Annotated in this window: 26 protein-coding genes; 22 read left to right on the forward strand and 4 right to left on the reverse strand. The window is 55.5% G+C overall.

The features are described from left to right. Positions 1-30: 30 nt before the first annotated feature. The 9 genes from RQ738_RS03645 to RQ738_RS03685 all read left to right on the forward strand — a co-directional run bounded on the left by RQ738_RS03645 (position 31) and on the right by RQ738_RS03685 (position 11,916). Positions 31-1,413 carry a sigma-54 dependent transcriptional regulator gene (locus RQ738_RS03645; RefSeq protein WP_314162079.1) on the forward strand — a complete coding sequence of 461 codons (1,383 nt, stop codon included), beginning with the start codon at positions 31-33 and terminating at the stop codon, positions 1,411-1,413. Between the two features lie 6 nt (positions 1,414-1,419). Continuing rightward, a complete protein-coding gene (gene trkA, locus RQ738_RS03650) occupies positions 1,420-2,793 on the forward strand; it encodes a Trk system potassium transporter TrkA (protein WP_314162080.1) in 1,374 nt (457 codons plus the stop codon). A gap of 4 nt (positions 2,794-2,797) precedes the next feature. Further along, positions 2,798-4,246, forward strand: a complete 1,449-nt coding sequence (locus RQ738_RS03655; protein ID WP_314162081.1) for a TrkH family potassium uptake protein — start codon at positions 2,798-2,800, stop codon at positions 4,244-4,246. 94 nt (positions 4,247-4,340) lie between these two features. Continuing rightward, entirely contained in the window at positions 4,341-4,919 is a 579-nt protein-coding gene (locus RQ738_RS03660) for a class I SAM-dependent methyltransferase (protein WP_314162083.1), read from the forward strand. After that, positions 4,916-5,233 carry a tetratricopeptide repeat protein gene (locus RQ738_RS03665; RefSeq protein ID WP_314162086.1) on the forward strand — a complete coding sequence of 106 codons (318 nt, stop codon included), beginning with the start codon at positions 4,916-4,918 and terminating at the stop codon, positions 5,231-5,233. Before RQ738_RS03660 ends, RQ738_RS03665 begins: the two co-directional genes overlap by 4 nt. Positions 5,234-5,629: 396 nt before the next feature. Beyond that, positions 5,630-6,565, forward strand: a complete 936-nt coding sequence (locus RQ738_RS03670; RefSeq protein WP_314162087.1) for an SPFH domain-containing protein — start codon at positions 5,630-5,632, stop codon at positions 6,563-6,565. Next, positions 6,565-7,008: an NfeD family protein gene (locus RQ738_RS03675; RefSeq protein ID WP_314162089.1), complete on the forward strand. Its 444-nt coding sequence runs from the start codon at positions 6,565-6,567 to the stop codon at positions 7,006-7,008. Before RQ738_RS03670 ends, RQ738_RS03675 begins: the two co-directional genes overlap by 1 nt. A 325-nt stretch (positions 7,009-7,333) precedes the next feature. Continuing rightward, positions 7,334-11,026, forward strand: a complete 3,693-nt coding sequence (gene metH / locus RQ738_RS03680; RefSeq protein ID WP_314162091.1) for a methionine synthase — start codon at positions 7,334-7,336, stop codon at positions 11,024-11,026. A 131-nt stretch (positions 11,027-11,157) separates the two neighbouring features. Further along, on the forward strand, positions 11,158-11,916 hold the full coding sequence (locus RQ738_RS03685) for a c-type cytochrome (RefSeq protein ID WP_314162092.1): 759 nt from the start codon (positions 11,158-11,160) through the stop codon (positions 11,914-11,916). A 212-nt stretch (positions 11,917-12,128) separates the two neighbouring features. Here RQ738_RS03685 and RQ738_RS03690 read toward each other — a convergent pair whose 3' ends face one another. Continuing rightward, the gene (locus tag RQ738_RS03690; protein ID WP_314162093.1) at positions 12,129-12,629 is read right to left on the reverse strand and encodes a TlpA disulfide reductase family protein; all 501 of its coding nucleotides are present in this window, start codon (positions 12,627-12,629) and stop codon (positions 12,129-12,131) included. A 133-nt stretch (positions 12,630-12,762) separates the two neighbouring features. Between RQ738_RS03690 and RQ738_RS03695 the strand changes: the two genes are divergently transcribed. From RQ738_RS03695 to RQ738_RS03715, 5 genes are all read left to right on the forward strand, one after another. Next, the gene (locus RQ738_RS03695; RefSeq protein WP_314162094.1) at positions 12,763-13,824 is read left to right on the forward strand and encodes a GGDEF domain-containing protein; all 1,062 of its coding nucleotides are present in this window, start codon (positions 12,763-12,765) and stop codon (positions 13,822-13,824) included. Positions 13,825-13,914: 90 nt separating this feature from the next. Next, positions 13,915-14,115, forward strand: a complete 201-nt coding sequence (locus RQ738_RS03700) for a DUF2788 domain-containing protein (RefSeq protein ID WP_314162095.1) — start codon at positions 13,915-13,917, stop codon at positions 14,113-14,115. Positions 14,116-14,118: 3 nt separating this feature from the next. Then, positions 14,119-14,673 (forward strand): 2OG-Fe(II) oxygenase, encoded by a 555-nt coding sequence (locus RQ738_RS03705; RefSeq protein WP_314162096.1) that lies wholly within the window; start codon positions 14,119-14,121, stop codon positions 14,671-14,673. Positions 14,674-14,826: 153 nt separating this feature from the next. Further along, the gene (locus RQ738_RS03710; protein WP_314162098.1) at positions 14,827-15,609 is read left to right on the forward strand and encodes an Hpt domain-containing protein; all 783 of its coding nucleotides are present in this window, start codon (positions 14,827-14,829) and stop codon (positions 15,607-15,609) included. A 77-nt stretch (positions 15,610-15,686) separates the two neighbouring features. After that, on the forward strand, positions 15,687-16,409 hold the full coding sequence (locus RQ738_RS03715; protein ID WP_314162100.1) for a hypothetical protein: 723 nt from the start codon (positions 15,687-15,689) through the stop codon (positions 16,407-16,409). 19 nt (positions 16,410-16,428) lie between these two features. Here RQ738_RS03715 and RQ738_RS03720 read toward each other — a convergent pair whose 3' ends face one another. Together RQ738_RS03720 and RQ738_RS03725 are read right to left on the reverse strand one after the other, a co-directional pair. Beyond that, the gene (locus RQ738_RS03720; protein WP_314162102.1) at positions 16,429-16,779 is read right to left on the reverse strand and encodes a PilZ domain-containing protein; all 351 of its coding nucleotides are present in this window, start codon (positions 16,777-16,779) and stop codon (positions 16,429-16,431) included. A 59-nt stretch (positions 16,780-16,838) separates the two neighbouring features. Next, positions 16,839-17,663 (reverse strand): DUF2797 domain-containing protein, encoded by an 825-nt coding sequence (locus RQ738_RS03725; RefSeq protein ID WP_314162104.1) that lies wholly within the window; start codon positions 17,661-17,663, stop codon positions 16,839-16,841. A 69-nt stretch (positions 17,664-17,732) separates the two neighbouring features. On the opposite strand from RQ738_RS03725, the gene RQ738_RS03730 reads away from it, so the two are divergent. The 6 genes from RQ738_RS03730 to dtd all read left to right on the forward strand — a co-directional run bounded on the left by RQ738_RS03730 (position 17,733) and on the right by dtd (position 22,953). Continuing rightward, positions 17,733-17,930 (forward strand): hypothetical protein, encoded by a 198-nt coding sequence (locus RQ738_RS03730; RefSeq protein ID WP_314162105.1) that lies wholly within the window; start codon positions 17,733-17,735, stop codon positions 17,928-17,930. Positions 17,931-17,953: 23 nt separating this feature from the next. Next, positions 17,954-19,099 (forward strand): phosphatidylserine/phosphatidylglycerophosphate/cardiolipin synthase family protein, encoded by a 1,146-nt coding sequence (locus tag RQ738_RS03735; RefSeq protein WP_314162106.1) that lies wholly within the window; start codon positions 17,954-17,956, stop codon positions 19,097-19,099. A 136-nt stretch (positions 19,100-19,235) separates the two neighbouring features. After that, positions 19,236-20,621: an HDOD domain-containing protein gene (locus RQ738_RS03740; protein WP_314162107.1), complete on the forward strand. Its 1,386-nt coding sequence runs from the start codon at positions 19,236-19,238 to the stop codon at positions 20,619-20,621. Between the two features lie 370 nt (positions 20,622-20,991). Beyond that, positions 20,992-21,549, forward strand: coding sequence for a hypothetical protein (locus tag RQ738_RS03745; protein WP_314162108.1), 558 nt, complete (start codon positions 20,992-20,994; stop codon positions 21,547-21,549). 4 nt (positions 21,550-21,553) lie between these two features. Next, the gene (gene pip / locus RQ738_RS03750; protein ID WP_314162110.1) at positions 21,554-22,510 is read left to right on the forward strand and encodes a prolyl aminopeptidase; all 957 of its coding nucleotides are present in this window, start codon (positions 21,554-21,556) and stop codon (positions 22,508-22,510) included. Then, positions 22,507-22,953: a D-aminoacyl-tRNA deacylase gene (gene dtd / locus RQ738_RS03755; RefSeq protein WP_314162111.1), complete on the forward strand. Its 447-nt coding sequence runs from the start codon at positions 22,507-22,509 to the stop codon at positions 22,951-22,953. The genes pip and dtd overlap by 4 nt, the downstream gene beginning before the upstream one ends. 551 nt (positions 22,954-23,504) lie before the next feature. Here the strand turns inward: dtd and RQ738_RS03760 are convergent. Then, positions 23,505-24,185 carry an OmpW family protein gene (locus RQ738_RS03760; protein ID WP_314162112.1) on the reverse strand — a complete coding sequence of 227 codons (681 nt, stop codon included), beginning with the start codon at positions 24,183-24,185 and terminating at the stop codon, positions 23,505-23,507. Positions 24,186-24,415: 230 nt separating this feature from the next. Here RQ738_RS03760 and hisB point away from each other — a divergent pair, with 230 nt between their 5' ends. Together hisB and hisH are read left to right on the forward strand one after the other, a co-directional pair. Beyond that, the gene (gene hisB / locus RQ738_RS03765; protein WP_314162113.1) at positions 24,416-25,009 is read left to right on the forward strand and encodes an imidazoleglycerol-phosphate dehydratase HisB; all 594 of its coding nucleotides are present in this window, start codon (positions 24,416-24,418) and stop codon (positions 25,007-25,009) included. 21 nt (positions 25,010-25,030) lie between these two features. Beyond that, positions 25,031-25,678, forward strand: a complete 648-nt coding sequence (hisH, locus tag RQ738_RS03770) for an imidazole glycerol phosphate synthase subunit HisH (RefSeq protein ID WP_314162115.1) — start codon at positions 25,031-25,033, stop codon at positions 25,676-25,678. The last annotated feature ends 13 nt before the right edge of the window (positions 25,679-25,691 follow it).

The following is a 25,691-nucleotide window of genomic DNA, read 5'->3' on the forward strand; positions in this document are numbered from 1 at the left end:
AACAAAAAGACAGGCAGAAACGACCCAGACATGAGTACGGCACACATTCTTGTTGTTGATGACGAGCCGGATATCAGGAACCTTGTTCAGGAGATCCTGATTGACGAGGGCTATGATGTTGCCGTGGCTGAAAATGCTACCGAGGCACGCGAATCGCGTCGCACCCGCCGGCCGGATCTAATCCTGCTTGATATCTGGATGCCGGATGTCGATGGCATTACCCTGCTCAAGGAATGGCAATCGGAAGGCGTGGGCAATGTGCCCGTCATCATGATGTCGGGGCACGGTACGGTGGAAACCGCCGTCGAGGCGACGCGCCTCGGCGCCTACGATTTTATCGAAAAACCCCTGTCCCTCGCCAAGCTGTTACTGACCGTGGAGCGCGCGCTCGAGGCCGACAGGCTGCAGCGTGAAAACGTTGATATGCGCGAACACCTGCGCCCGATCGTCGAGCCGCTGGGCAAGAGTGTCATTATGCAGCAGCTGCGCGAGCAGATAGAGCGCGTCGCGCAACATGATGCCGGCGTGTTAATCAGCGGCGAACCGGGCAGCGGCAAGCACCAGGCAGCCGTGTACCTGCATCTGAAAAGTACCCGTAATGACGGGCCCTTCATCGAGGTCGGGGTCGCCTCAATAGCGGATGAGCATTCCGCTACCGAACTGTTTGGCAGTGAACGCGAAGGCCGGGTTAACTTTGGCCGTATCGAACAGGCCAATGGCGGGATTCTGTATTTCGACGATATTGCGGACATGGATCTGGCCACCCAGGGGCGCCTGGTCAGTGCCCTTGATACCGGTTCCTTTGTGCGGGTTGGCGGCAGTGAGCCTGTCAAGGTCGATGTGCGGGTGATCGCCGCCACCCATCATGACTTGCAGAAAAAAGTCACCGAAGGCAAGTTTCGCGACGATCTCTATTACCACCTGAGCGTGGTGCCCCTGCAGATTCCGCCACTACGGGAACACAGTGAAGATATTCCGGAGTTGCTGAATCATTTTGTGGACCTGTTTGTGACCCACGATCACCTGCCCTATCGCAATTTTACGGTGGCGGCACAAAACCGTCTGCGTCATTACGTCTGGCCTGGAAACATCCGTGAACTGCAAAATCTGGTACAACGCGTGTTGATCAGCGATGGTGCGATTTCAGTGGAACTCGATGAGATTGAACCGATGCTCAGCGAGGAAAGAATCCCGGCCGGCGGGCAGCCGGCCGGGATGCCGCAGATCTTCGATCTGCCGTTGCGGGAAGCGCGTGAGCAGTTTGAAAAGGCCTACTTCGAGCACCGTTTGCAGGAAGTCGGCGGCAGTGTCGGCAAGGTGGCCAAGTTGGCCGGTATTGAACGCACGCACCTGTATCGCAAGCTGCGTGCCCTTGGTATTGATACAAAAAAAACCAGTGGCTCGGATGGGTAGCCGGCAATGAAAATAATTATCCTCGGTGCAGGGCAGGTTGGCAGTTCGGTAGCGGAAAATCTCGTTAGTGAAGCGAACGATATAACAATTGTCGATACCGACAGCAAGCGCTTGCAGACCTTGCAGGATCGTCTCGATGTCCGCACTGTTGTAGGTTATGCCTCACATCCGGGCGTACTGGCGCAGGCCGGCGCGGAAGACGCGGATATGATCCTCGCCGTCACCAATAGCGATGAAACCAATATGATCGCCTGCCAGGTGGCCTACACCCTCTTCCATACCCCGACCAAGATTGCCCGCGTGCGCGAAGTCGAATATCTCTCGCGACCGCTGTTGTTTACCCAGGAAGCCCTGCCGGTAGATGTGCTGATCAGTCCGGAGCAGCTCGTTAAGGATTATGTACAGCGTTTGATAGAACACCCCGGTGCGTTGCAGGTACTGGACTTTGCCAATGGCAGGGTATCCCTGGTGGCTGTCAGGGCCTATTACGGTGGCCCGCTGGTCGGCCATGAACTGCATGACTTGCGTAAGCACATGCCGAAGATCGAAACACGAGTGGCGGCGATTTTCCGTCGCGGCCGCGCCATTATTCCGGAAGGCACGACCGTTATCGAGGCCGATGACGAAGTCTTTTTCATTGCCGCGAACAAGAATATCCGTGCCGTGATGAGCGAGCTGCGCAAACTCGACAAGCCGTGCAAGCGCGTCATGCTCGCCGGCGGCGGTAACATCGGCCGGCGTCTGGCCAAGTCACTCGAGTCACGTTACCAGGTCAAGCTTATTGATCATAACTATGATGCGACGAAGAGACTTTCCGAGGAACTGGAGAGTACGATTGTTCTCTATGGCGATGCGGCAGACGAGGACTTGTTACTGGAAGAAAACATTGAGAACACCGACGTCTTCTGTGCCCTGACCGATGATGATGAGGCCAATATCCTGTCCGCCATGCTGGCCAAGCGCATGGGCGCGCGCAAGGTAATGGCCCTCATTAACCGTGCCGCCTATGTGGACCTGGTGCAGAGCGGCACTATCGATATTGCCATCTCCCCGCAGCAGGCAACCATTGGCAGCTTGCTGGCACATGTACGCCGCGGCGACGTGGTAGCCGTGCACTCGCTCCGGCGCGGTGCCGCCGAGGCGATCGAGGCGATTGCACACGGCGACAGTCATACCTCGAAAGTAGTGGGCCGCGCCATTGAGAATATCAAGCTGCCCAGGGGCACGACGATCGGTGCCATCGTTCGTGGCGAAGAAGTCATCATCGCCCATCATGACACGGTGATTGAAGAAGACGACCACGTGATCCTGTTCCTGGTCGACAAGAAACGGATCGGTGACGTCGAAAAACTCTTCCAGGTCGGCATTACCTTTATCTAAGCCAATGCAGCCGATTGCCATACAACGCATCCTGGGCCTTCTGCTCATGCTGTTCAGTCTGAGCATGTTGCCGGCGGCGGGCGTGGCCTGGCTATATGATGACGGCGCGATGGTGCCGTTTATCATGGCGTTTGTCTTTATCTTGCTGACCGGGCTGGCCGCATGGTTGCCGGTATCTCGTTCACGGCGCGAGTTGCGGTTACGGGACGGCTTCCTGATCGTGGTCCTGTTCTGGACGGTGCTCGGCCTGTTCGGCGCCCTGCCCTTTATCCTTTACGAAGATCTGAATATATCCTACACGGATGCGGTATTTGAATCCGTCTCCGGCCTGACCACGACCGGTGCCACCGTGCTGACTGGCCTCGACAGTCTGCCGCATTCAATTCTTTTTTATCGCCAGCAACTGCAGTGGCTGGGTGGCATGGGCATCATCGTGCTGGCCGTCGCCATCCTGCCGATGCTGGGTATTGGTGGCATGCAGATGTTCCGTGCCGAAACGCCGGGGCCGATGAAGGATTCCAGGCTCACCCCGCGCATTACCGAAACCGCGAAGGCGCTCTGGTATATCTACCTGGGGCTGACCATTGCCTGTGCCCTCGCCTACCGGCTCGCGGGCATGGATACCTTTGATGCTATTTCGCACAGCTTTTCCACCGTCGCCATCGGCGGTTTTTCGACTCACGATCTCAGTATGGGTTATTTTAATAGCAGCCTGATCGAGGGCATTGCCATTGTCTTTATGCTCCTGGCGGGCATGAACTTTGCCATGCACTTCATGGCCTGGCGCTCGCTGAGTATCCGGCCGTATTTGCAGGATGCCGAAGTGCGTATGTATGTCAGCGTCATGGTCGTCATTGCCGTGCTTGCCTCCGGGTTTTTGTTCTTGAGCGAAACCTATGCCTTTGGCGAATCGATCCGCCATGCGCTTTTCCAGACTGTGTCTATTGCTACCACCACCGGTTTTACGACCACCGGCTACGCCGACTGGCCGGGCACCTTACCGGTGCTGCTCTTGTTCGCCAGCTTTATAGGCGGCTGTGCCGGCTCAACTGGCGGGGGGATGAAGGTCATTCGTTTCCTGTTGTTGTTAAAACAGGGGATGCGGGAGATCATGCGCCTGGTCCATCCCAGTGCCCAGATCCCGGTCAAGGTTGGCAAAAAGGCCATATCGGATCGCGTGATCAACTCAGTGTGGGGTTTCTTCTCCGCTTATGTCGCCAGCTTCAGCATCATATTGCTTATTGTCATGAGCACGGGGCTCGACCAGGTAACGGCCTTTTCCGCCGTCGCGGCCAGTATGAATAACCTTGGTCCGGGCCTGGGCGAAGTGGCCCTGCATTACGGTGACATTAATGATACTGCGAAGTGGATGCTGTGCTTTGCCATGCTGCTCGGGCGGCTCGAGATTTTTTCAATCCTGGTGTTGCTGACCCCGGCCTTCTGGCGGCGTTGATTTTTTCTTTGGCGTTCTTTCCTGCAAAACCTGAATGCCTTGAGTGTTTATTCCACCTTGTTAATAAAACCTGTTTGTATTCATATAAATTCGTATGAACAAAGACCTGACTGAAAAATGGAATGCCCGTTACCGTGCGGTCGAAGAGGAGGCGACAGCCTGTTATGTGCTGCGCGAGTTTGTCCACTTGCTACCGGCAACAGGCGACGCACTGGATCTGGCCTGTGGCCGGGGTGGCAATGCCCTCTTGCTTGCGGAGCAGGGTTTGCAGGTCGAGGCCTGGGATTTGTCGCCCGTGGCAGTGGAGCAGTTACAGGCCACCGCAGGGGCTCGCGGGCTGGCGGTACATGCCTCTGTACATGATATTGTGCAATGCCCACCAGCAGAAAACAGTTTTGATGTCATTGTGGTGAGTTATTTTCTCGAGCGAAAACTTGCGCCGCTTATCAGTAAGGCGCTTAAACCGCAGGGCCTGTTATTTTACGAAACCTTTCTGCGCGAAAAACCGTCGGGTGTCGGGCCGTCCAACCCGGATTACCTGCTGGCCGGGAATGAACTCCTGAGACTGTTTAGCGATCTGCACGTGCTCGCCTATCGTGAGGAAGGCCTGGTGGGCGCAATGGACAAAGGCCGGCGCAACGTGGCGATGCTGGTCGCACAGAGGCGAATATGAGCAGTCTGGAAAACTTTGAAAAGCTGCTGGCCAGTGGCCAGGATAATCCCTTGTTACGCTTTAGCCTCGGCAATGAATACCTGAAGGCAGAGGATTATGCGCAGGCCTGCGCGCACCTGGCCGAGGCCGTGCGGCAAAAGCCGGATTATTCCGCGGCCTGGAAGATCTACGGCAAGGCCCTGGTCGCCAACGGTGATACGGAGGCGGCAATACAGGCTTACCGGCAGGGCATTGAGGTGGCCGAAGGTCAGGGCGACAAGCAGGCCGCCAGGGAAATGGGTGTCTTTCTGCGTCGCCTGCAGAAACAGGCCTGACCTGTCAGGCTGCTGCAAAGGCCGGGCCTGTGGCAGAACGGGTGTTTGGTATGCACCGTGACATGTTACAGAAGCGGCTAAAGAAGGGTTAAAAGGCCTTATAATGCAGGCCATAAACCACTATATACCGAAAAACAGGCTTATAAAGGAAATATATTCCCACTTTAAATATTTCTGCATGATTATTGAATATATTATGGTTAATAAAGCGAATATGGTAATTTGGAGTCCACTTTAAGGCGGTTTAAGCTGTGATTGTGGTAAACTCATGCGAACAGAGTCCGACCGTGGCTGGCCCGACCGGCGTTGAATTTTTTTACTGCAAGTACCCTGCACCTCTGGCCCGTCTCGCTCTATACTGCGGAGCAGAATAATAATGACATCAGGAGATACACCATGCCCCTAACTTTCGGATCCGCCGATTTGTTCATCATCGCCATCTTTGTAGTTGGCATTGTCCTCGTCTTCAAGGGTGCCAAGGTCGTGCCACAGGGTATGGAATACACGGTGGAACGTTTTGGCCGTTATACCAGGACCCTGCGCCCGGGTCTGCACATCATTGTGCCGTTTATCGATGCCATCGGCCGCAAGATGAACATGATGGAACGGGTCATGGACGTGCCCTCGCAGGACATCATTACCAAGGACAATGCCATGGTCACGGTGGACGGGGTGGTGTTTTCGCAGATACTGGATGCGGCCAAGGCGGCTTACGAGGTCAACTACCTCGATGACGCGATTCTCAATCTGACCATGACCAATATCCGCACCGTCATGGGCTCGATGGACCTCGATGAACTGCTGTCACAACGTGACAAGATTAATGCAGAACTGCTGTCCGTCGTGGATGATGCCACCACACCGTGGGGCGTGAAGGTGACGCGTATCGAGATCAAGGATATTTCACCCCCCGAGGACCTGGTTGCATCGATGGGCCGCCAGATGAAGGCGGAGCGTGACAAGCGGGCAAACATCCTCGAGGCGGAGGGTTTTCGCCAGGCCGCCATTCTCAAGTCAGAGGGTGAAAAGCAGGCGGCCATCCTGAAGGCGGAAGGTGACAAGGAGGCCGCTTTCCGCGAGGCCGAGGCCCGTGAACGTCTAGCGGAGGCGGAGGCGAAGGCGACCATGATGGTGTCGCAGGCGATCGCCAAGGGTGATGTGCAGGCGATTAATTACTTTGTCGCGAACAAGTATATAGAGGCCTTGACCACTATCGGTGCCGCAGAGAACCAGAAGGTGCTGTTCCTGCCACTGGAGGCCACAAGTGTGATCGGCGCGATTGGTGGCATCAGCGAGATCGCCAAACAGGCCTTTAACAAGGACGCACCATAATGGAACTGTTTGCCGAGCTGAACGCCTGGCACTGGGGCATCATTGCGGTGGTCCTGATTATCTTCGAGATATTCGCCCCCGGGGCCTTCCTGCTCTGGCTTGGGATCGCCGCGGCCGTTATCAGTATCCTGATGATATTTATGCCGAACCTGGGCTGGGAGGCGCAGTTTGTCATCTTTGCGATTGTCTCGGTGCTGAGTATTGTCATCTTCCGGCAATGGCGGAATAAAAACCCCGAGGTCTCTGACCAGCCGGCCCTGAACCGGCGCGGCGCGCAGTATGTGGGACGCGTCTTCACCCTGGAGGTGCCGATAGTCGACGGCCAGGGGAAATTGCACGTCGATGACAGTAGCTGGAAGATCGTTGGTGAAGACTGTGATGCCGGCACCAAGGTACGGGTGACCGGGGTGGATGGCGTGGTCTTGCGCATCGAGCGGGTGTAAACGGGGGCATTCCGTGAATCGTTTGGGCACCGCGGAATGTTTTCCTTGCCCGTGACTACCGCTATAAATATCACTCGGCAGTAACAAGCTCCCGTAAATTCAATATGGGCAGCGGGGTTTCTGCCAGACAGCCGCCGTGCCTGCGGCTACCACGGCAGTATGGCGGCAAGAATACAACCGGCGCTGGTGCCTTTGGCTCGCGCCGCTGCAGAGGCGACACCCCGCATAACCCTTAAGTATCAGGGCGCTGTGCTATAATAAGCCTTTTCTAATATCTCGCTTGTGCGCCTGGTTTGCGCAGGGCAGCAAATCAGGTTTGAAAGTCATGTCGGAACATCACAGTCGCACGAGTCTATTTCACAAGTTTTTGGCCGAACGTATCCTGGTGCTTGATGGTGCCATGGGTAGCCTTATCCAGACCTACAAACTGGAAGAGGCCGACTACCGTGGCGAACGATTTGCCGACTGGAGCTGTGACGTCAAGGGCAATAACGACGTGCTGGTGCTTTCACAGCCGAAGATTATCATGGATATTCACAGGGCCTACCTCGAGGCCGGTGCCGATATTATCGAGACCAACACCTTCAATGCCACCTCCATTTCGATGGCGGATTACGGCATGGAGGAGCTGGTTTACGAGATTAACTACGAGGCCGCAGCACTTGCCCGCGCGACCTGTGATGAATACGCCTCCGCTGACAAGCCGCGTTTTGTCGCCGGTGTAATGGGGCCGACCAACCGGACCTGCAGTATCTCGCCGGATGTGAACAACCCGAGTTTCCGCAATGTAACATTTGACCAATTACGCGAGGCCTATGGTGAATCAATCCGTGGCATGGTCGATGGCGGCGTAGATATCCTGCTGGTGGAGACCATTTTCGATACCCTGAATGCAAAGGCCGCGCTGTTTGCCATCGAGGAATATTTCGAAACCCATAACGTGAGACTGCCGGTTATGATCTCCGGCACCATCACCGATGCCTCCGGGCGTACCCTCTCCGGACAGACTGCCGAGGCCTTCTGGAACTCGCTGAATCACATCCAGCCGGTCAGCTTCGGCTTCAACTGTGCGCTGGGTGCAAAGGAGTTGCGCCCGTATATCGAGGAAATAGCGGGCCTTGCCAATTGCCACATCAACACGCATCCGAATGCCGGTTTGCCGAATGAGTTCGGTGAATACGACGAGACCCCGGCACAGATGGCGGCAGAGATCGAGGACTGGGCGCGCAACGGCTTTCTGAACATCATCGGTGGTTGTTGTGGTACCACGCCGGCACACATCAAGGCCATTGCCGAAGCGGTCAGCAAGTACCCGCCGCGGCAAATACCCGAAAGACCGGCCGAATGTCGCCTCAGTGGACTCGAGCCCTGTAACATCGGCGCGGATTCGTTATTTGTAAATGTTGGCGAACGCACCAATGTCACCGGCTCTGCCAGATTCAAACGCCTGATACTTGAAGAGCAATATGACGAGGCACTCGAGGTCGCACGTGAACAGGTCGCGAATGGCGCACAGATCATCGACGTGAACATGGACGAGGGCATGCTTGACGGCGAGCAGGCCATGGTGACCTTCCTGAATTCGATAGCGGGCGAACCGGATATTGCGCGTGTCCCGGTCATGGTGGATTCGTCGAAGTGGCCGATCATCGAGGCCGGCCTGAAGTGTATCCAGGGCAAGGGCGTGGTGAACTCGATCTCGATGAAAGAGGGCGAGGAAAATTTCATTCACCAGGCGCGGCTATGTCGTCGTTACGGCGCGGCCATTATTGTGATGGCCTTCGACGAGCAAGGCCAGGCAGACACGGAGGCACGCAAGGTCGAAATCTGCACGCGTGCCTACAAGATCCTCACCGAGCAGGTCGGCTTCCCGGCCGAGGACATTATCTTCGACCCGAATATCTTCGCCATCGCGACAGGTATCGAGGAGCACAATAACTACGGTATCGATTTCATCGAGGCGACCCGCAAGATCAAGCAAACACTCCCGCATGCGCTGGTCAGCGGCGGCGTCTCGAATGTCTCTTTCTCTTTCCGCGGCAACAACCCGGTACGCGAGGCGATCCATGCGGTGTTCCTGTATCACACCATCAAGGCTGGCATGGACATGGGTATTGTGAATGCCGGTCAGCTGGCCGTTTATGATGAATTACCGGCAGAACTGCGGGAACGCGTCGAAGACGTTGTCTTGAATCGGCGCGAGGATGCAACCGAGCGCCTGCTCGAAATCGCCGACAAGTACCGCGGCGACGGCACGACCAGTAGAAAAGAGGAAGATCTCGAGTGGCGGAGCTGGCCTGTCGGCAAGCGCATCGAGCACGCGCTGGTTAAGGGTATCGATGCCTATGTGATCGAGGATACCGAAGAGGCGCGGCTGCAGTTTGACCGGCCGATCCATGTGATTGAAGGTCCGCTTATGGATGGCATGAACGTGGTCGGTGACCTGTTTGGTGACGGCAGGATGTTCCTGCCACAGGTCGTGAAGTCGGCACGGGTCATGAAAAAGGCTGTCGCCCACCTGATACCTTATATTGAGGCAGAAAAAAACGAAGGCGCGCAGAGTAACGGCAAGATCCTCATGGCCACCGTCAAGGGGGACGTGCATGACATTGGCAAGAACATCGTCGGCGTAGTCTTGCAGTGCAATAATTTCGAGGTCATTGACCTGGGTGTGATGGTACCAGCCAACAAGATCATCGAGGCGGCGAAGGAACACAACGTCGATATCATCGGTCTGAGCGGACTGATTACGCCTTCCCTGGATGAGATGGTGCACATGGCGAAGGAGCTGGAACGCCTTGGTTTTGATCTTCCCTTGATGATCGGTGGTGCCACGACCTCGAAGGCGCATACCGCGGTGAAGATTGAACAGAATTACCACGCCCCTACTGTCTGGGTGAAGGACGCCTCGCGCGCGGTAGGCGTGGCACAGAATCTTATCAGTGAAGATCGGCGCGAAGACTTTACCCGTAAGCTGCGCGAAGAATACGAAACAGTGCGGATCAAGCATGCCGGTCGTCGTGCCCAGACAAAGTGGCTGTCCCTGGACGCGGCGCGCGAGAATAAAGCGGCAATAGACTGGAGCAGTTACACACCACCGGTACCGGCCAAAGTGGGTATAGAGGTGTTTGCTGACTACCCCCTGCAAGAATTGCGTGACTACATTGACTGGACACCGTTTTTCCATGCCTGGGAACTGAAAGGGCGTTACCCGAAGATCTTCGATGATGCGGAGAAGGGCGAGGAGGCGCGCAAGCTGTTCGCCGATGCCGAGGCCATGCTTGAGCAGATTATCAACGAAGGCTGGCTCAGGGCCCGTGCCGTGATTGGTCTGTTCCCGGCAAACAGTGTCAACGATGACGATATCGAGATCTATACCGATGAGACGCGCAGTGAAGTGCGCATGACCCTGCACAACCTGCGTCAGCAACAGGAAAAGCCGCCGGGCAAGGCCAACCTGTGTCTGTCAGACTTTGTGGCACCGAAAGACAGTGGCAAGCCTGATTACATCGGTGGTTTTGCCGTGACCACGGGGATCGGCATTGACGAGAAAGTTTCTGAGTTTGAGGCGGAACATGATGATTACCGCGCCATCATGATCAAGGCGCTCGCGGATCGCCTGGCGGAGGCCCTTGCCGAACGCATGCATGAGCGGGTGCGCAAGGAGTTCTGGGGCTATGCCAGCGATGAGTCATTAAGTAACGAGCAGCTGGTGAAAGAAACCTACCAGGGCATTCGTCCGGCGAGTGGTTACCCGGCATCGCCGGACCACACCGAGAAAGGCCTGTTATGGGAGTTGCTCGACGTCGATAACAGTGCCGGCATCACACTGACGGAATCGATGGCCATGTTACCGACGGCAGCGGTGAGCGGTATCTATTATTCACATCCTGAGTCGAGTTACTTTGCCGTGAGCAAGATCAACCGTGACCAGGTCGAAGACTATGCCAAACGCAAGGGTATGACCGTGACCGAGACCGAGCGCTGGTTATCCCCGAACCTGGGTTATGAGGATTGATATTCCGCAAGCATGAATATAGTAAGTGTATGCGGAAGAGCATCTTGCCAGCACAGTCATTTTGCGTTAAACAGGATGGGCTAGTTCCTTTTTTAACCAGCATGGTGAGCACATCACACAGGAGGTGTTTTATGGTTATATGCCGTTCTTTGCTAAGCCGTCTGGCCCGTTTCAGTTTTTTACTGTTACTGGCCATGCAGGGCCAGGCGAATGCCGAAATACTAGTTACCGGCCCCGAGATGATTGCCGAGGGCGGGCGACTGTATGACAAGTGGTGGGAAGAGTATGACTTGCGCAAACCGACCTCGACTCACCCGGCGTACCCCTTGTCGGGCAAGCAGCGCGGCGCGACCACCTGGCGTTGCAAGGAGTGTCATGGCTGGGATTACCGGGGGAACGCCGGCGCCTATGCCGAGGGCAGTCACTTCACGGGAATAAAGGGTATTACCGCCTTTGCCGGACGCCCGCTTGAAGATATTGTCAGTGTGCTGAAAGATCAACGGCACGGTTATGATGCAGTCATGCTGGAATATGGTCTGTTACGTATTGCCGCCTTTGTCTCGGAGGGGCAAGTCCCTATGTCGAACTACATTGATGAGGTGTCAAAACGGTCCAACGGACAGCCTGCGGCGGGTCGTCGTTCCTATAGGCAAAACTGCCAGGATTGTCATGGCCGGGATGGCCGCAAGCGGAACTTCAATGACGATGACAAGCCTGTTTATATTGGTACGGAGGCGAATGGCAATCCCTGGGAAACGCTGCACAAGATAAGGAATGGCCAGCCGGGGGCCTTTGTCATGGGTAGTCCGATGCCGCATATGCTGGGCAAGCTGGACCTGCAGGAACAGATCGACCTGCTGTCCTATATGCAGACCTTGCCAGAGAAATAGTGTCCCGAAGCACACGGATGTGCGAGAGGGGGGGGGGGGGATAATTGATGATTGCGGAATGATGATTGATGAACGAATACCAATCACCAATCACCAATCACCAATCACCAATCACCAATCACCAATCACCAATCATCAATCATCAATCATCAATCACCAATCACCAATCACCAATCATCAATCATCAATCATCAATCATCAATCAGCTATATCTAGCTGTTCTCGGCAATAAATTTCTCGAGGATTTCGACGGGCACGGCACCGGCCTGTGCCGCCCGTAACTTGCCACTTGGATCATAGATAAAGAACGTCGGCGTACCCACCCAGAACTCCCCGGTTAACTCATAATACATGCCGCCGATATCCTCGGCGTTACCGATAAGATTGGGGAAATTGAGCGCGTGCTCATCGACAAAGACCTGGGCGGCCGCCTTGTTGGCAAGACCATCAATAGTGACGCCGAGAACATGGGCATTGTCATCCTTATGTTTGTTATGGAAGGCTACATATTCCGGTGCCTCCTTGCCGCAGATATGACAATCCGAGGCCCAGAACATGACTACCAGCCACTTGCCATTGCCGGTGTAGTCATCGATGCTGCGGGGGGCACCGGAAAAATCGGTGAGGACACCGGCCTGGGCAAGGGCACTGGCGAAAAGTAACAGACCGGCCATGAAGAGTTTTGCAAGGCCTGGGAAAAATTGCGCTGACATATCGGTATCTCGCTGGCTGAATTAAGTATATTTACTATGACAGACTTTATGTTTATTGGTTCAGTTTGCCGGGCCCCCCTGTGGTTAGCTAATGTTATAATAACAACAGCGGAGGACAAACCGGAATAACTGGATGAAAGCAGAGACACTATCTGCCACAAATGTACGCGGTGATAATTATCGTATATTTCTGGTGATCAATTACATTGCCTACCTGGGTTGTGCTGTGCATAGCCTGTTTATCCCGTTATTTTATTGGCTTGGAGTTACCCCGTTAGTATTTCTGAATATTTTCAGTGTCTCGGCCTGGGCGCTAGCCTTCTTTATCAACCGGCACGGCAGACACCGTGAAGCATTCATTCTGCTGGTGATCGAAATTATTTTGCACGCCTTCCTGGCCGTATTTTTTCTCGGCTGGCAAAGCGGTTTCCATTACTACCTGCTGCCACTGGTACCCTTAATTTTCTTTCATCATAAACAAAGCACGCGCAGTATCTTACTCGAGACGACGCTGCTATTCATTGCCTACATTGGTCTTTATCTCTATACCCATTATGCCGCTTTCCAGGTGGGTGCCATTGATCCAGATATTCTTGATGCCTTGCAGGTGATGAATATCGCCGTGAATTTTGCGGTACTGGGTATGCTCGGTTATTTCTTCCGGATTGCCTCCATTCGCGCGGAAAAAGACATGGAACGCCTGGCGACGACGGACGCCCTGACCAGGCTGTATAACCGCCGCAAGATGCGCGAGATGCTGGAGCGCGAACGCCTGCGTTTTGAGCGTGATAGAAAGCCTTTCATTATCGCGATCACTGATATTGACTACTTCAAGAGTTTTAATGATCTGCACGGGCATGACTGTGGCGATTATGTATTGCAGAAGGTTTCGCGCCTGATGCAGAACTGCCTGCGCAAGCAGGATGTGATCGCTCGCTGGGGGGGCGAGGAGTTTTTGATCATGCTGCCGGAAACCGAGATCGAGGGCGGGGTAAAGGCCATTGAGAAAATACGCGAGACCATTGCCGAAACCCGTTATCGCTTTGGCGGTGAGGAATTCAAGGTGACCATGACCTTTGGCGTGGCAATATTTGACGGGACGCAGCATATCGATGGTTGCATCAAGCAGGCGGATCAGATGCTTTATGCCGGCAAGCATGGCGGACGCAATTGTGTGGTTGCAGTAGGCGCTTGATATGCACGCCCTGCTGAATATAAGTCGTTACTGATATGCTATACTTGCCGCTCAGCCAGGCGGGCAAATCCCGGGCCAGGATCATAAAGTATGAGCATTGAACTTTTTGAAGAATATTCCCTGATACTGGGTATCGGTGGCCTGATACTATATATGCTCTATATCATCTATAAACTTGGCTCCGAATCTAAAGCAGGTCGCTTTGGCTTTATCATTCTGTTTATCGCACTGGGGCTGGGTTTTGTGGGGCTTATCGTCAAGTGGGTACTGGTCGAGTTGATGGACCTCTAGCATATGACGCGGCATTGTATCGACCTGCCTGCGGGCGTGTTTATCCATGAACTGGTCGGGGCGGCGGCGCTCAACCGGCAAATCCTCCGCGAATTCCTTGCCCTTGAGCATGATGAAGCAATCACGCGCAGTCATCACGTCAACGGCCGTTTTGAGAATATCTATCCCGGGATAGAACAGGTCCCGGCCATGACGGAGGTGCTGATGCAGGCCTGCCAGGTTGCCGGGCAGTGCCTGGGGCTGACGTTCCCGCTACAGGCCGGCTTCTGGTTTAACGCCATGTACCCGGGACATGTCACGGCGCTGCATAACCACGATGACTATGATGAATGCCTGTCGGGGGTGTATTACGTCACGGCACCAGAGCATAGCGGTGACCTCATCCTGCATACAGCCGATGGCCCCTTTAGGCTTGCGCCCAAAGCCGGCCGTTGCGTGTTTTTTCCGCCGGCGATGCCGCACGAGGTCAGCGAGCACCTTGGCCAGTCGTTCCGGCTCTCGGTGGGTATGAACTTTGGGCCATTGCGCTCAGCGGCGGAAGAAAAGAACAGCACATGACAAACCTGGCCAGGAATATACGCAAATCAGGATGAGCCCCGCGAGACAGGCAATTTTATCCTAAAGCGAACGACCTTACAGTCGATAACAGCTTTGGGCGAACGCGTGAGTTCGCGCAAAAAAATGCTTTAGAATCAGTAAATGTCTCGATCAATGCCAACTTCATCAATTGATGTCAGCAAGGTGCTGGCAGACTTGCGTAATGCATTTCTCGGCGAGCTGCCGTCACGAGTGGCTGAGATTGAAGGCCTGATCCTCGACCTGAAAAGTGCTCAGGGCTTTGAGGAAAATTTTGCAACGCTCTATCGTCATGTGCACAGCGTCAAGGGCAGCGCCGGCACACACGGCCTGCAGATCATCTCGACGGTATGTCATGCCTTTGAAGACGAGATCGTCAAGGTTAAAGATGATGCATCTTCGCTGGACGCCGGGACTGTCTCTGCATGGCTGGGTTTCATTGACCTGTTACGCAAGACGATTGGCCTTGTCGCTGAGGATGTGCATGACTTTAGCGAAATCGAGACCAGCCTCGGAAAGATGCGCCGGCATGACAATGAGCATCAATATTCGGGCCTGCTGGTTTTTGCGCCGGGTCTGCAACAGCAATTGTGCCTGACGGCATTCGCAGATTATCCGGTCAACATGGCCTTCGCCGACAACGGCTACGAGGCGATGGGGCGTTTGCTGCATGAAAGGTTTGATTTCCTTATTTCTAATATGGAACTGCCCGATCTGAACGGCTTCGCCCTCATCAGCGCCTTACGTTTAACCCGGACCGGAAACCATAATATCCCCGCCGCGCTGCTGACCTCGAAAGAGTTCAGGCGTTATGGCCGGGATACCGATCCTGATTATGTCATTCAGAAAAATGCCAATATGCTGACGACATTCTCGGAGACGGCCGCAAAAATCATTGCGACTCTGAAGCAACACTAGGAGCCTGTCGCGAGATTGCTTAATCGCCGGCCAGTGGCTACTATTTTCACAGGACATGCATAAATACGGAGTCGCCTATGGCTGAGGGAAGCTACCAGGTCATTTTTAGTGGGCAGATTATTGAAGGGGCCGAGCTGGAGATGGTCAAGCGCAATGTGGCGCGTGTCTTTACGCTTGACCCGGAGCGGGTCGAAAAACTCTTCTGCGGCCGTCGTCTGATTCTGAAAAAACACATTGACCGGCTCACGGCAGAGAAATATCAAAGCACCATGCAGCGCGCCGGGGCGATCTGCGTGATTGAAGACGCGGCTCAGGCCCGACCGGCAAGCAGCGCTGCCGATCATCCCGGGAGCGGCGAAACGACATCGGCCCCTCAACAGGAAAGCGAACAACGCCAGGCGGAAGCAACGGTAAGCCTGGCCGAAGCGGGTGCAGCACTCGCCGAGCAGCGGGCGATACCGGAGGCGAATATCGATACTACGGGTATGGGTATGGCCGAGGCAGGGATCCTGCTCGTTGAACCCAGGGTGATGCCGGAGGCGAATATCGATACTACCGGCATGGATATGGCCGAGGCGGGGGTCCAGCTCGTTGAATCCCGGGCGGCGCCGGAGGCGAACATTGATACCAGTGGGATGGACATGGCCGAGGCCGGCATAACACTCGCTGAACATGTGGCCGTAGCGGCGGCAGAGTTTGATACGAGTAGCATGTCACTTGATGCGCCGGGGGTTAAACTGGTCGAGAGCAAGGACGTGCCGGTCGCCAATATCGATACCAGTCACTTATCTGCTGACTAGTCCGGGCGGCTGATAATTATCAGCCGTTATCAACGGCTGCTGGAGCGTGTCTGGCTGGCGGATCGATCCGCGTCAGCTTGCAGGCAACCTGGTATTTTGTCGCGGAGAGTTTGTCGCTACGCGCAATGATGCCTGAACCACTCAGTGCGGGCAGGTTGCGGTTGCGGCCACGCTCCAGACGCAGGCTGATGGGGGTGCCGGCGGCAAGGTCGCGGTCACAGGTCATGAGCAGGCCGGTAGCGGAGAAATCCTGTAAGACGCCAACGCACCAGCGCTCCTGTTCGTGGGTACGGTAAAGCACCGGGCACGCGGCGGCCATGCGCGGGAACAGGCGCTTATCGTGCTGTTTTTCTGGTGGCTGTGCAGTCATGGATTCTCCTTATCCCGTTTACAGCTTAGGCGAAGTGCGGGAATTAGCCACTGGTTTTGCTAACCAAGTTCGACCTCGACGTAATAGCCGGAAAATTTGCGAATATTCAGCACCCCGCTATTGAGAATGAGGTACTGGCCCTTGATGCCGAGCAGCGTACCTTCAATGAGCGGGGTCTTATCCAGGTTCAGTGAGCGTACCTTGTCCGGGTATGCCGTTACCGGGTAATGAATATCGACGACGTCATTATGTTCAAGAAATTCGATCGCTCCCTCGCCGAAGCGGCTTGCCAGATCCGCCAGTGCCTGACGCGAGCCGGCGAATAGTTCATCGCGTTGTTGTTCGAGATCGACTGGTTCCGGTGCACCCTTGAGCATGCGCCGCCAGTCGGTGCGATCCGAAACATGTTCTTTCAACAGCACCTCAACGAGGCCGGACAGGTAGCGATGGTCGACGCGGAAGATCGGCAGTGCCTGGCTGGCTCCTTGATCAATCCAGCGCGTGGGAACCTGTGGTGCACGGGTAATGCCCACCTTGATCCCTGACGAATTGGCCAGGTATACATAGTGATCCTGCATGCAGTTTTGCTCGGCCCACACGGGTTCACGGCAGGTGCCGGCATCGTAATGACAGGTTTCCGGTTTCATGATGCACAGGTCACAGGAGGCGAGGCTTTGTGAACAGGGATAGCAGTGGCCCTGGCTATAGCTCTTGCTGGTCTTGCGGCCGCAGGCGGTGCAGTGGATGACGCCGCCCGATTCGATTCGCAAGTGTTTACCAATATAAGGATTGAGGGTTTCGAGTCGATCATCGACGGGCAGTTGGTAGGTAACCGGTGATTCCAGACTGACGCGCATCTTGCGCAGATGACCAGCAAGCTTCATTGTTGACTCTGACCTCGTTATGATGGGTGACCATTCGGGTTAACAGGATAGGTTTACAGGAGATTATACATGGAGGCACCGGAACTCTGGGAAAAACTCTTGATCGGCGTGCTGGCAGTGGGCGTGATTTTTTTATTCCGTCCCGGTATCAAGGCGACCTGGGCGCGTAGCAAAGAGGCGAAGAAGGACTGGGCAGGGTTTCTCCTGCCGATCGGGGCCATGGTGCTGTTTATCATGCTGTTGATCTACATGGCGCGGCAGAGCTAGTTTAGCGCAGGGGACCGTCCAGCATGACAGCTCGCCTGGCAAAGAAAGTGAGAAAATGCCCCTTACGGGACGGCAACCATTTTGAATTGCTGGTCGATGGTGATGTGTTTGTGCCGCGGATGCTGGCGGCAATCGATGCCGCAGAAGAACTCATTTGCCTGGAAATGTATCTATTCGAGTCAGGCGAGGTGGCGACCCGGTTTATCCAGGCCATGCTGCGTGCGGCGCAACGCGGTGTCCGCGTATGCGTATTACTCGACGCCTTCGGGGCACGTGCCTTGCTGGAGCCGGATCGGGAGAAAATTGTTGGTGGCGGGATTGAAATGCGGTTTTATAATCCCCCGCGCTGGTTCCCGCTTTCGCACTGGAAGCGAAATATCGTCCGTGACCATCGCAAGTTCCTGCTTGTCGACAATGTTTGTGGCTTTACCGGCGGGGCCGGTATTACCGATGCCTTTATCAGCCAGGCCGGCAAGCCTGCCTGGCGGGAAAGCATGTTGTTGATTCGCGGCCCGGTGTTGGTTGACTGCCAGCATTTATTCGACAGGCTGTGGCGCTGGCTGGGGGGCAAGGCCCTCTCCCCGGGACGCCCGCCGGCGGTAGCCGGCACGATACCGGCGCAACTGGTCGCGAGTTATGGCTTTAGTGGCCAGGCCATTTACCAGGGTATCAAGCGTGCCATTCGTCGCACTCGCCAGCACCTGTGGGTGTCGACGCCGTATTTTATTCCCTCGCGGCGCTTGCGCCGGGCACTGGTCCGCGCCGCAAAACGCGGTGTTGATGTGCGCTTGCTGTTGCCGGGATGTTCTGATCACCCGGCCGTCAGCCTGGCCAGTCAGCGCCACTATACCCGCTTGCTCAAAGCCGGGGTGCGCATATATGCATACCGTTCCCGGATCCTGCATAGCAAGATAATGCTTTGCGACGACTGGGTCAGTATGGGCTCAAGTAACTACGATCGCTTTACCATGCGCTGGAATATCGAGGCCAACCTGGTTATTCCTTCTGCTGAATTTGCCGGGCGGGTCCGGGAGCAGTTCGAGCTCGATTTTGTCCACAGCGAAGTCATTAACCTCTCGGATTGGCAACAGCGGACGTTGTGGCTGCGGCTGCGGCAGCGGTTCTGGTCGAAAATCGCCAACCTCCTGGATCGACTGCAGCGACATTAATGCGCCTTAGCCTTGAAAAAGCCTGTCTCCCGGCCGTTATAGATCGGCATTGGCAATATTATCTTGTGAAAACTGATAACCGCTGTGATAATAGATGCTTACAGATGCAAGATTAAGTAATTTATAAGGTTTGTAAATGAGTTCCATCGCCGTCAGAGACTTCCTGCAGCAACGCGGTATCCACGCAGAGAGTATTTCTCATCAACCCGCACTGACCCTGGAACAGGTAGCCCAGCAGCTATTTGTGCCTGTCTATCAGTTTGCCCGCGCGACGTTATTACGGGATGCAAAGGGCTATCTTCTGGCGGTCCTCCCGGTTGGCAAGAGCATTGACTTTGTGGCACTGAAGGCGGCCCTGGGGCGTGACCTTGAGCTGGCCTGGCCCGAGGAATATACCGAGGTCTTCGGTGCTGTACACACCGGCTCGATCCCTCCACTGGCCTCCCTGTATGGCATTGCGACCATTATCGATACGACATTTGCCAACAGTGACAAGGTCTATATTGCCGATGGCAGTGGCCGGGGCCTGTTGCAGATAGCGAAAAAAGATTTCCTGTGCCTGCAGGAAGATGCCACGCCGCTGACCTTTACCATAGACAATCCGATAGGCCCGATCCTGAGTCGTGATGGCCAGTCGCTGGAGACCCGCAAGGTGCAGTCGCGCGCCCGCCGGATGCGGGAGCAGGTCGAAGGCCTGAAGGATTTGCCGCCGATGCCGGATGTTGCCTCGCAGCTGCTGCGCATCAGCCGTGACCCCGAGTCGATGCCAGCGGATGTCGCCCGGGTGATTGCCACAGACCCGGCGATCAGCGGCCAGATCATGCACTATGCGCGCTCGCCCTGGTTTGCCTTTCCGGGCGAAATCGATAACCTGGACGAGGCAATCTTTAACGTTCTGGGCATGGATATGGCGATTAATATTGCCCTTGGCATGGCGGCTGGCAAGGTCTTTCAGGGGAAAAGGACGGGTGCGCTTGGTAGCAACCAAGTCTGGCAACATGCCGTGCATTGCGCGTCATTGGCCGAGGGCCTGGCGCGGGAAATGCCGGCACGCCTCAAGATAAGGCCGGGCTCCATGTATCTTGCCGGCTTGCTGCACAATGTGGGTTTTCTGATCCTGAACCATTGTTTTGCCAATGAACACCGGGAATTGGAGGGCCTGCTCGCCCGGCAGCCGGATATCGCCATCTGGCAGCTGGAACGCAAGCTGTATGGCATGACGCATGCCGAACTGGGTGCGGATCTGATGCGTCACTGGGACCTGCCCCAGCTGGTTATTCGGGGCATCCGCCATCACCATGACGCAGATTATGTTGGCCAGCACCGCCATGAAGTCTTGCTGCTGCTGTTGGCAAACCGCCTTCTCAAGAGTCAAGGCATCGGTGACGAGGTGACAGATGAGCTCCCGGCCGAGGTACTCAAGACACTCTGCCTGAGCACGGCCACGGCGGAGCAGGTCCTGAAAAATGTCATGGGTTGTCGCGACACACTCGAGGCGATGATTCACCATCTGGCGGCCTAGGAGGCTGTCGGATTTAGGATGAATTGGCTGCGGAAGTGGGAGAGCGGCCCAAATTTCCCCGATTTTTCGTTGCGTAGAATAACTATGCGCCTCAAAATCGGTAAAATTTGTGCTCACTCTCCCACTCCCTCGCTTCAATCCCCCTAAACCCGACAGCCTCCTAGGAAATTCTCCCGGCAGCACAACCAGACTCGTGGTATAAAATACGGACAGAAAAACCCCGGCCAGCAGGGATCGGGGAATAACGTCGCTCTTCTGGGTGGTGTTTGAGGGTTGGCGGTATGCCGGCGTCGGATACTATCATTAGCATGCGCTGGAAATGTGCTCATCAAAGAGCGATGCAGATAACACAAGCACAAGGAGATGCAACATGACTGGCAAATACAACATTGTTTTTGGTTTTTTGTACCTGTTACTGACCGCCGCGCTCGGCCCGGTGATGGTGAACAACCTGCCCGCTATCGATGAAGCACAGGCGGACAAGCAACAGTCGATGGGTGCCTTGCAGCTGGCGGCCGACAGCGGCTTCGAGAACACCGAGACCCTTGAACCCATGACGGCGGCCGAAATCGCCAGGGCCAATAGCGCCGCGCTCCTGGCACTGAACAAGCAATTGAATGCCGAGTTGCCGAACAACGCCATCAAGGGTGGCCCCCATGCCCACGGCAACCTCGAGGCCATGCTGAATATTGTCGTCGGTATCGTGCTCATGTTCCTGGCCGTCGGTGTGCGTTTCAAGCAGTTGATCAGCAGCGTGTTTATCCTCGGTACCTTGTTGCATTCCGGGGCCCTGTACCTGGCAGTGGTCTTTAACCTGGCCTGGGCAGGCACTGTGCTCGGTACCGGCATCGGTCCGATCCTGATCCTGCTCGGCCTGTTACTGGCAGGCATTGCCTCGGCCACAGGCTGGAAGGGTAAGGCTGCCTGAGCCTATGCGAGGACTGTATCCGGCTCTCGAGCCTTACCGCACAGGGAGCCTGGCTGTCGAGGCCCCGCATGAACTTTATATAGAGGAATGTGGAAACCCGGATGGCCTGCCGGTGCTGTTCCTGCACGGCGGCCCCGGCGCTGGCTGTCTGCCGTATCACCGCCGTTTCTTTGACCCTGCCGTATACCGAATCATTCTCTTTGACCAGCGCGGCGCGGGGCAATCGACCCCGCATGCTGAACTGGGCGGGAATACAACCCCGGCACTGGTCAGTGACATCGAGGCCATCCGCATCGCGTTGGGCATCGATGGCTGGGTGGTGTTTGGCGGCTCGTGGGGTTCGACACTGGGGCTGGTCTATGCGCAGACCCACCCCGCGAGGGTGCTGGGCCTGATCCTGCGCGGTATTTTTCTCTGCCGGCCCGAGGATATCCACTGGTTCTACCAGCATGGCGCCGGCCGTATCTTCCCTGAGTACTGGGAACAGTATCTGGCACCGGTGCCGGAGGCCGAGCGCGGCGATATGGTGAGCGCTTACTATCGCTTGCTGACTGGTACGGACGAGGCGCTGAGGCTGGCCGCGGCACGTGCCTGGTCGCTCTGGGAGGGGCGAACCATCAGCCTGTTGCCCTGCAAGGAGAGCGAGCAGACGTTCGGTGACCCGCATTTTGCCCTGGCCATGGCGCGCATCGAATGCCACTACTTCATGCACGAAAGTTTCCTCGAACCTGACCAGATCCTGCGGGATGCCAGCAAGTTAAAAGACATTCCCGGCGTTATTGTGCATGGTCGGTATGATGTGGTCTGCACGGTGGATAATGCCCTGGCCCTGCATGCAGCCTGGCCCCAGGCCGATCTGCACATTATCCACGATGCCGGGCATGCCGCCTCCGAACCGGGGATCATCGACGCGCTGGTCAGCGCCACGCGTGATATGGCCAGAAAACTGGGTGCGGCATGATCGGTTTATTGCAACGGGTCAGCAAGGCCGGGGTTGACGTTGCCGGGCAGAATATCGGCGAAACAGGCCCGGGTCTGCTGGTGCTGGTCGGCGTGGAAAAGGGCGATACCGAGGTCCAGGCGAACCGCTTGCTTGAACGCCTGCTCGGCTACCGGGTGTTTGCCGATAATGACGACAAGATGAACCTGAGTCTGCGTGATACCGGGGGCGGCCTGCTCCTCGTGCCCCAGTTCACCCTCGCTGCTGATACCCGCAAGGGCGCGCGACCGAGCTTCTCCTCGGCGGCCCCGCCTGATGAGGGCAAGCGTTTGTTTGAGTATCTTGTGAACAAGGCCAGGGACCTGCATGCCGATGTGGCCAGTGGCCAGTTCGGTGCCGACATGCAGGTGAGCCTGACGAATGACGGCCCGGTGACATTCTGGTTACAGGTGAAGGGTGATTGATGATTGATGAATGTTTTTGCACCAAGGTTATTTGAGCAATAGAGATAATGTAAATTCCGAATAGCACAAGACTTGAGTTCATGTTCGATGCTTATTCCGATCATCACTGCTGTCCCGTTAACATAAGCCTGACAAGCGGTAAGCTTCGGATAAATAAGGTAAACAGGTTAACTGATGCGCATGAACACATGAAATTTCATCCCCTTCTAACCGGTGTTATCCCTTCTCCCTCCGGGAGAAGGCCAGGATGAGGGAGTAAATAAAACAATGTGTTATCGAATCTAAATCCCCTCACCCTAACCCTCTCCCGAAGGGAGAGGGAATTAACGGGACAGCAGTGTCCGATCATCAATCATCAATTGCCCTGAACCTTCGGGAAGAAGGTTGGGGTACTCATAATTGCCTCGACCCATTGGAAATGGGTGAGGTATCCATAATGAACCCTGAAAGGGTTCTATGGTGTAAGCCCGAAGGGATTCTGTGAGCCAGCATTCATCAATAAAAAAGGCCGGGCATTTGCCCGGCCTTGAGTTTACAGACTCAGCTTACGATTAGAACGTGGTACCGACACCGATGCCGAAGACCCAGGGGTCGATATCGACGTCGACTGAAACCGTGCCGACGGTGGTGTTCTTGAAATTGGCCTCGGTGCTGATATCAATGTACTTCACATCGAAGTTGACGAACCAGTCCTTGTTGATGTCGACATCGATACCGGCCTGAGCAGCCAGACCCCAGGAGTCATCGAGGTCAACCTTGGCGCCGGCCGTATCCAGGCCACCCTTCACGTCTTCATCATAGAAGTGCGTGTAATTGATACCTAGCCCGGCATAGGGACGGATATTGCTGCTGGGCAAGAAGTGGTACTGCAAGGTCAGGGTCGGTGGCAGAACGTTGGTATCAATGATATTGCCCAGGCCACCTATTGGTGCAGTACCCTCGCCCTTCACATCGTGTTGTGAGGTGCCCAGGATAAGTTCCAGACCCCAATTGCGGCTTAGCATATAGGTAAAATCGAGTTCCGGCACAGCATCGTTATTCACCGAGACGCCGGATCCGGCAATCGGTGCACCATTAACAGAGACAGCGCTACTGCTTTCATCCGGGTTAATGGTGATCAGGCGGCCCCGGACAACCCAGTCACCGGCCTCATAGGCGGCGGCCGGCATGGCCGTTATGCCCATGGCGAGGGCGATTGCAGCGGGCAGGAGGCGCTTTATGGGAGTCTTCATCGGTTATTCTCCATTCGTAAATAAAGTATTAAATAAGTAGTTGCTAATGTACCGGATGGCAGATTCTGCGCTTTGACAATGGTCAAGAAAATACGTTTTTATGACTATTTGTGAGAAAAAATCAGGTATGATTCTGAAAAGTGCTAAAGAAATGTAATAAAATTTGATCCGGGCGCAAGGGCAGGTATCCTATGCGCCCCGAAGTGACTGTGATTTACTGGAAAACATCCATGTCGGAACGTAAGGCCACTGTGGCCCGTAATACCAACGAGACCCAAATCTCGATCGGCCTGAATCTGGACGGGCGCGGCGAAGCCAGTTTTGCGACCGGCGTGCCGTTCCTCGATCATATGCTCGACCAGGTGGCCCGGCATGGCATGATCGACCTTGATATCAAGGCGGCGGGTGACCTGCACATTGATGCCCACCACACGGTGGAAGACATCGGTATCACGCTCGGTCAGGCCGTGGCCGAGGCACTCGGTGACAAGGCCGGCATTCGCCGCTATGGCCATGCCTATGTGCCGCTGGATGAAGCACTGTCCCGCGTCGTCATCGATTTCTCCGGTCGCCCGGGACTCGAGTACGGTGTCGATTTCCCGCGTGCCTCGATCGGCGAGTTTGATGTCGACCTGTTTGTGGAGTTTTTCCAGGGCTTTGTTAACCACGCCAGGGCCACGCTGCACATCGACAATATCCGGGGCAAAAACGCCCATCACATCGCCGAGACGATCTTCAAGGCCTTCGGCCGCGCCCTGCGCATGGCCGCCGAGCATGATGAACGGATGGCGGGTATTCTGCCCTCGACCAAGGGCAGCCTGTAAACCTTAACGACTCTCTGAATCATGAGTACTCTGGCAGTTATAGATTATGGTATGGGCAATCTGCATTCGGTGGCCAAGGCCGTCGAGCATGTTGCCGGCAAGGCCACGCGCGTTATTGTCAGCGCCGATGCCGACGCCATTCTTGCCGCTGACCGCGTGATTTTCCCCGGGGTCGGTGCTATCCGCGATTGCATGTCTGAACTGCAACGGCTCGAGCTCGATGCCGTGGTGCGCGAGTGCGCGCGTAGCAAGCCCCTGCTCGGTGTTTGCCTGGGCATGCATGCCCTCATGGAACGCAGTGAAGAAAACGACGGTGTCGATTGTCTCGGCGTATTTCCCGGCACCGTGCGCCGTTTCAGCAATGACCTGAAAGACGAGAAGGGCGAGCGTCTGAAGATCCCGCACATGGGCTGGAACGAAGTCTTCCAGAGCATGCAGCATCCGCTGTGGAAGAACGTCGCCGATGGCAGTCGCTTCTATTTTGTACACAGCTATTACGTGGAACCACAAGGCCCTGATTATATCGCCGGGTCAACGAATTATGGTGGCCCGTTTACATCAGTCGTTGCCCGTGAGAATGTGTTTGCAGCCCAGTTTCACCCGGAAAAGAGCCAACACTCCGGGCTGACCCTGTTGGAAAATTTTGTGCAGTGGGATGGCAATCTCTGAAGAGGAAAAAAGC

Origin of the sequence: Sulfuriflexus sp. (assembly GCF_032250955.1) — a bacterium.
Classification (GTDB): domain Bacteria; phylum Pseudomonadota; class Gammaproteobacteria; order AKS1; family AKS1; genus Sulfuriflexus.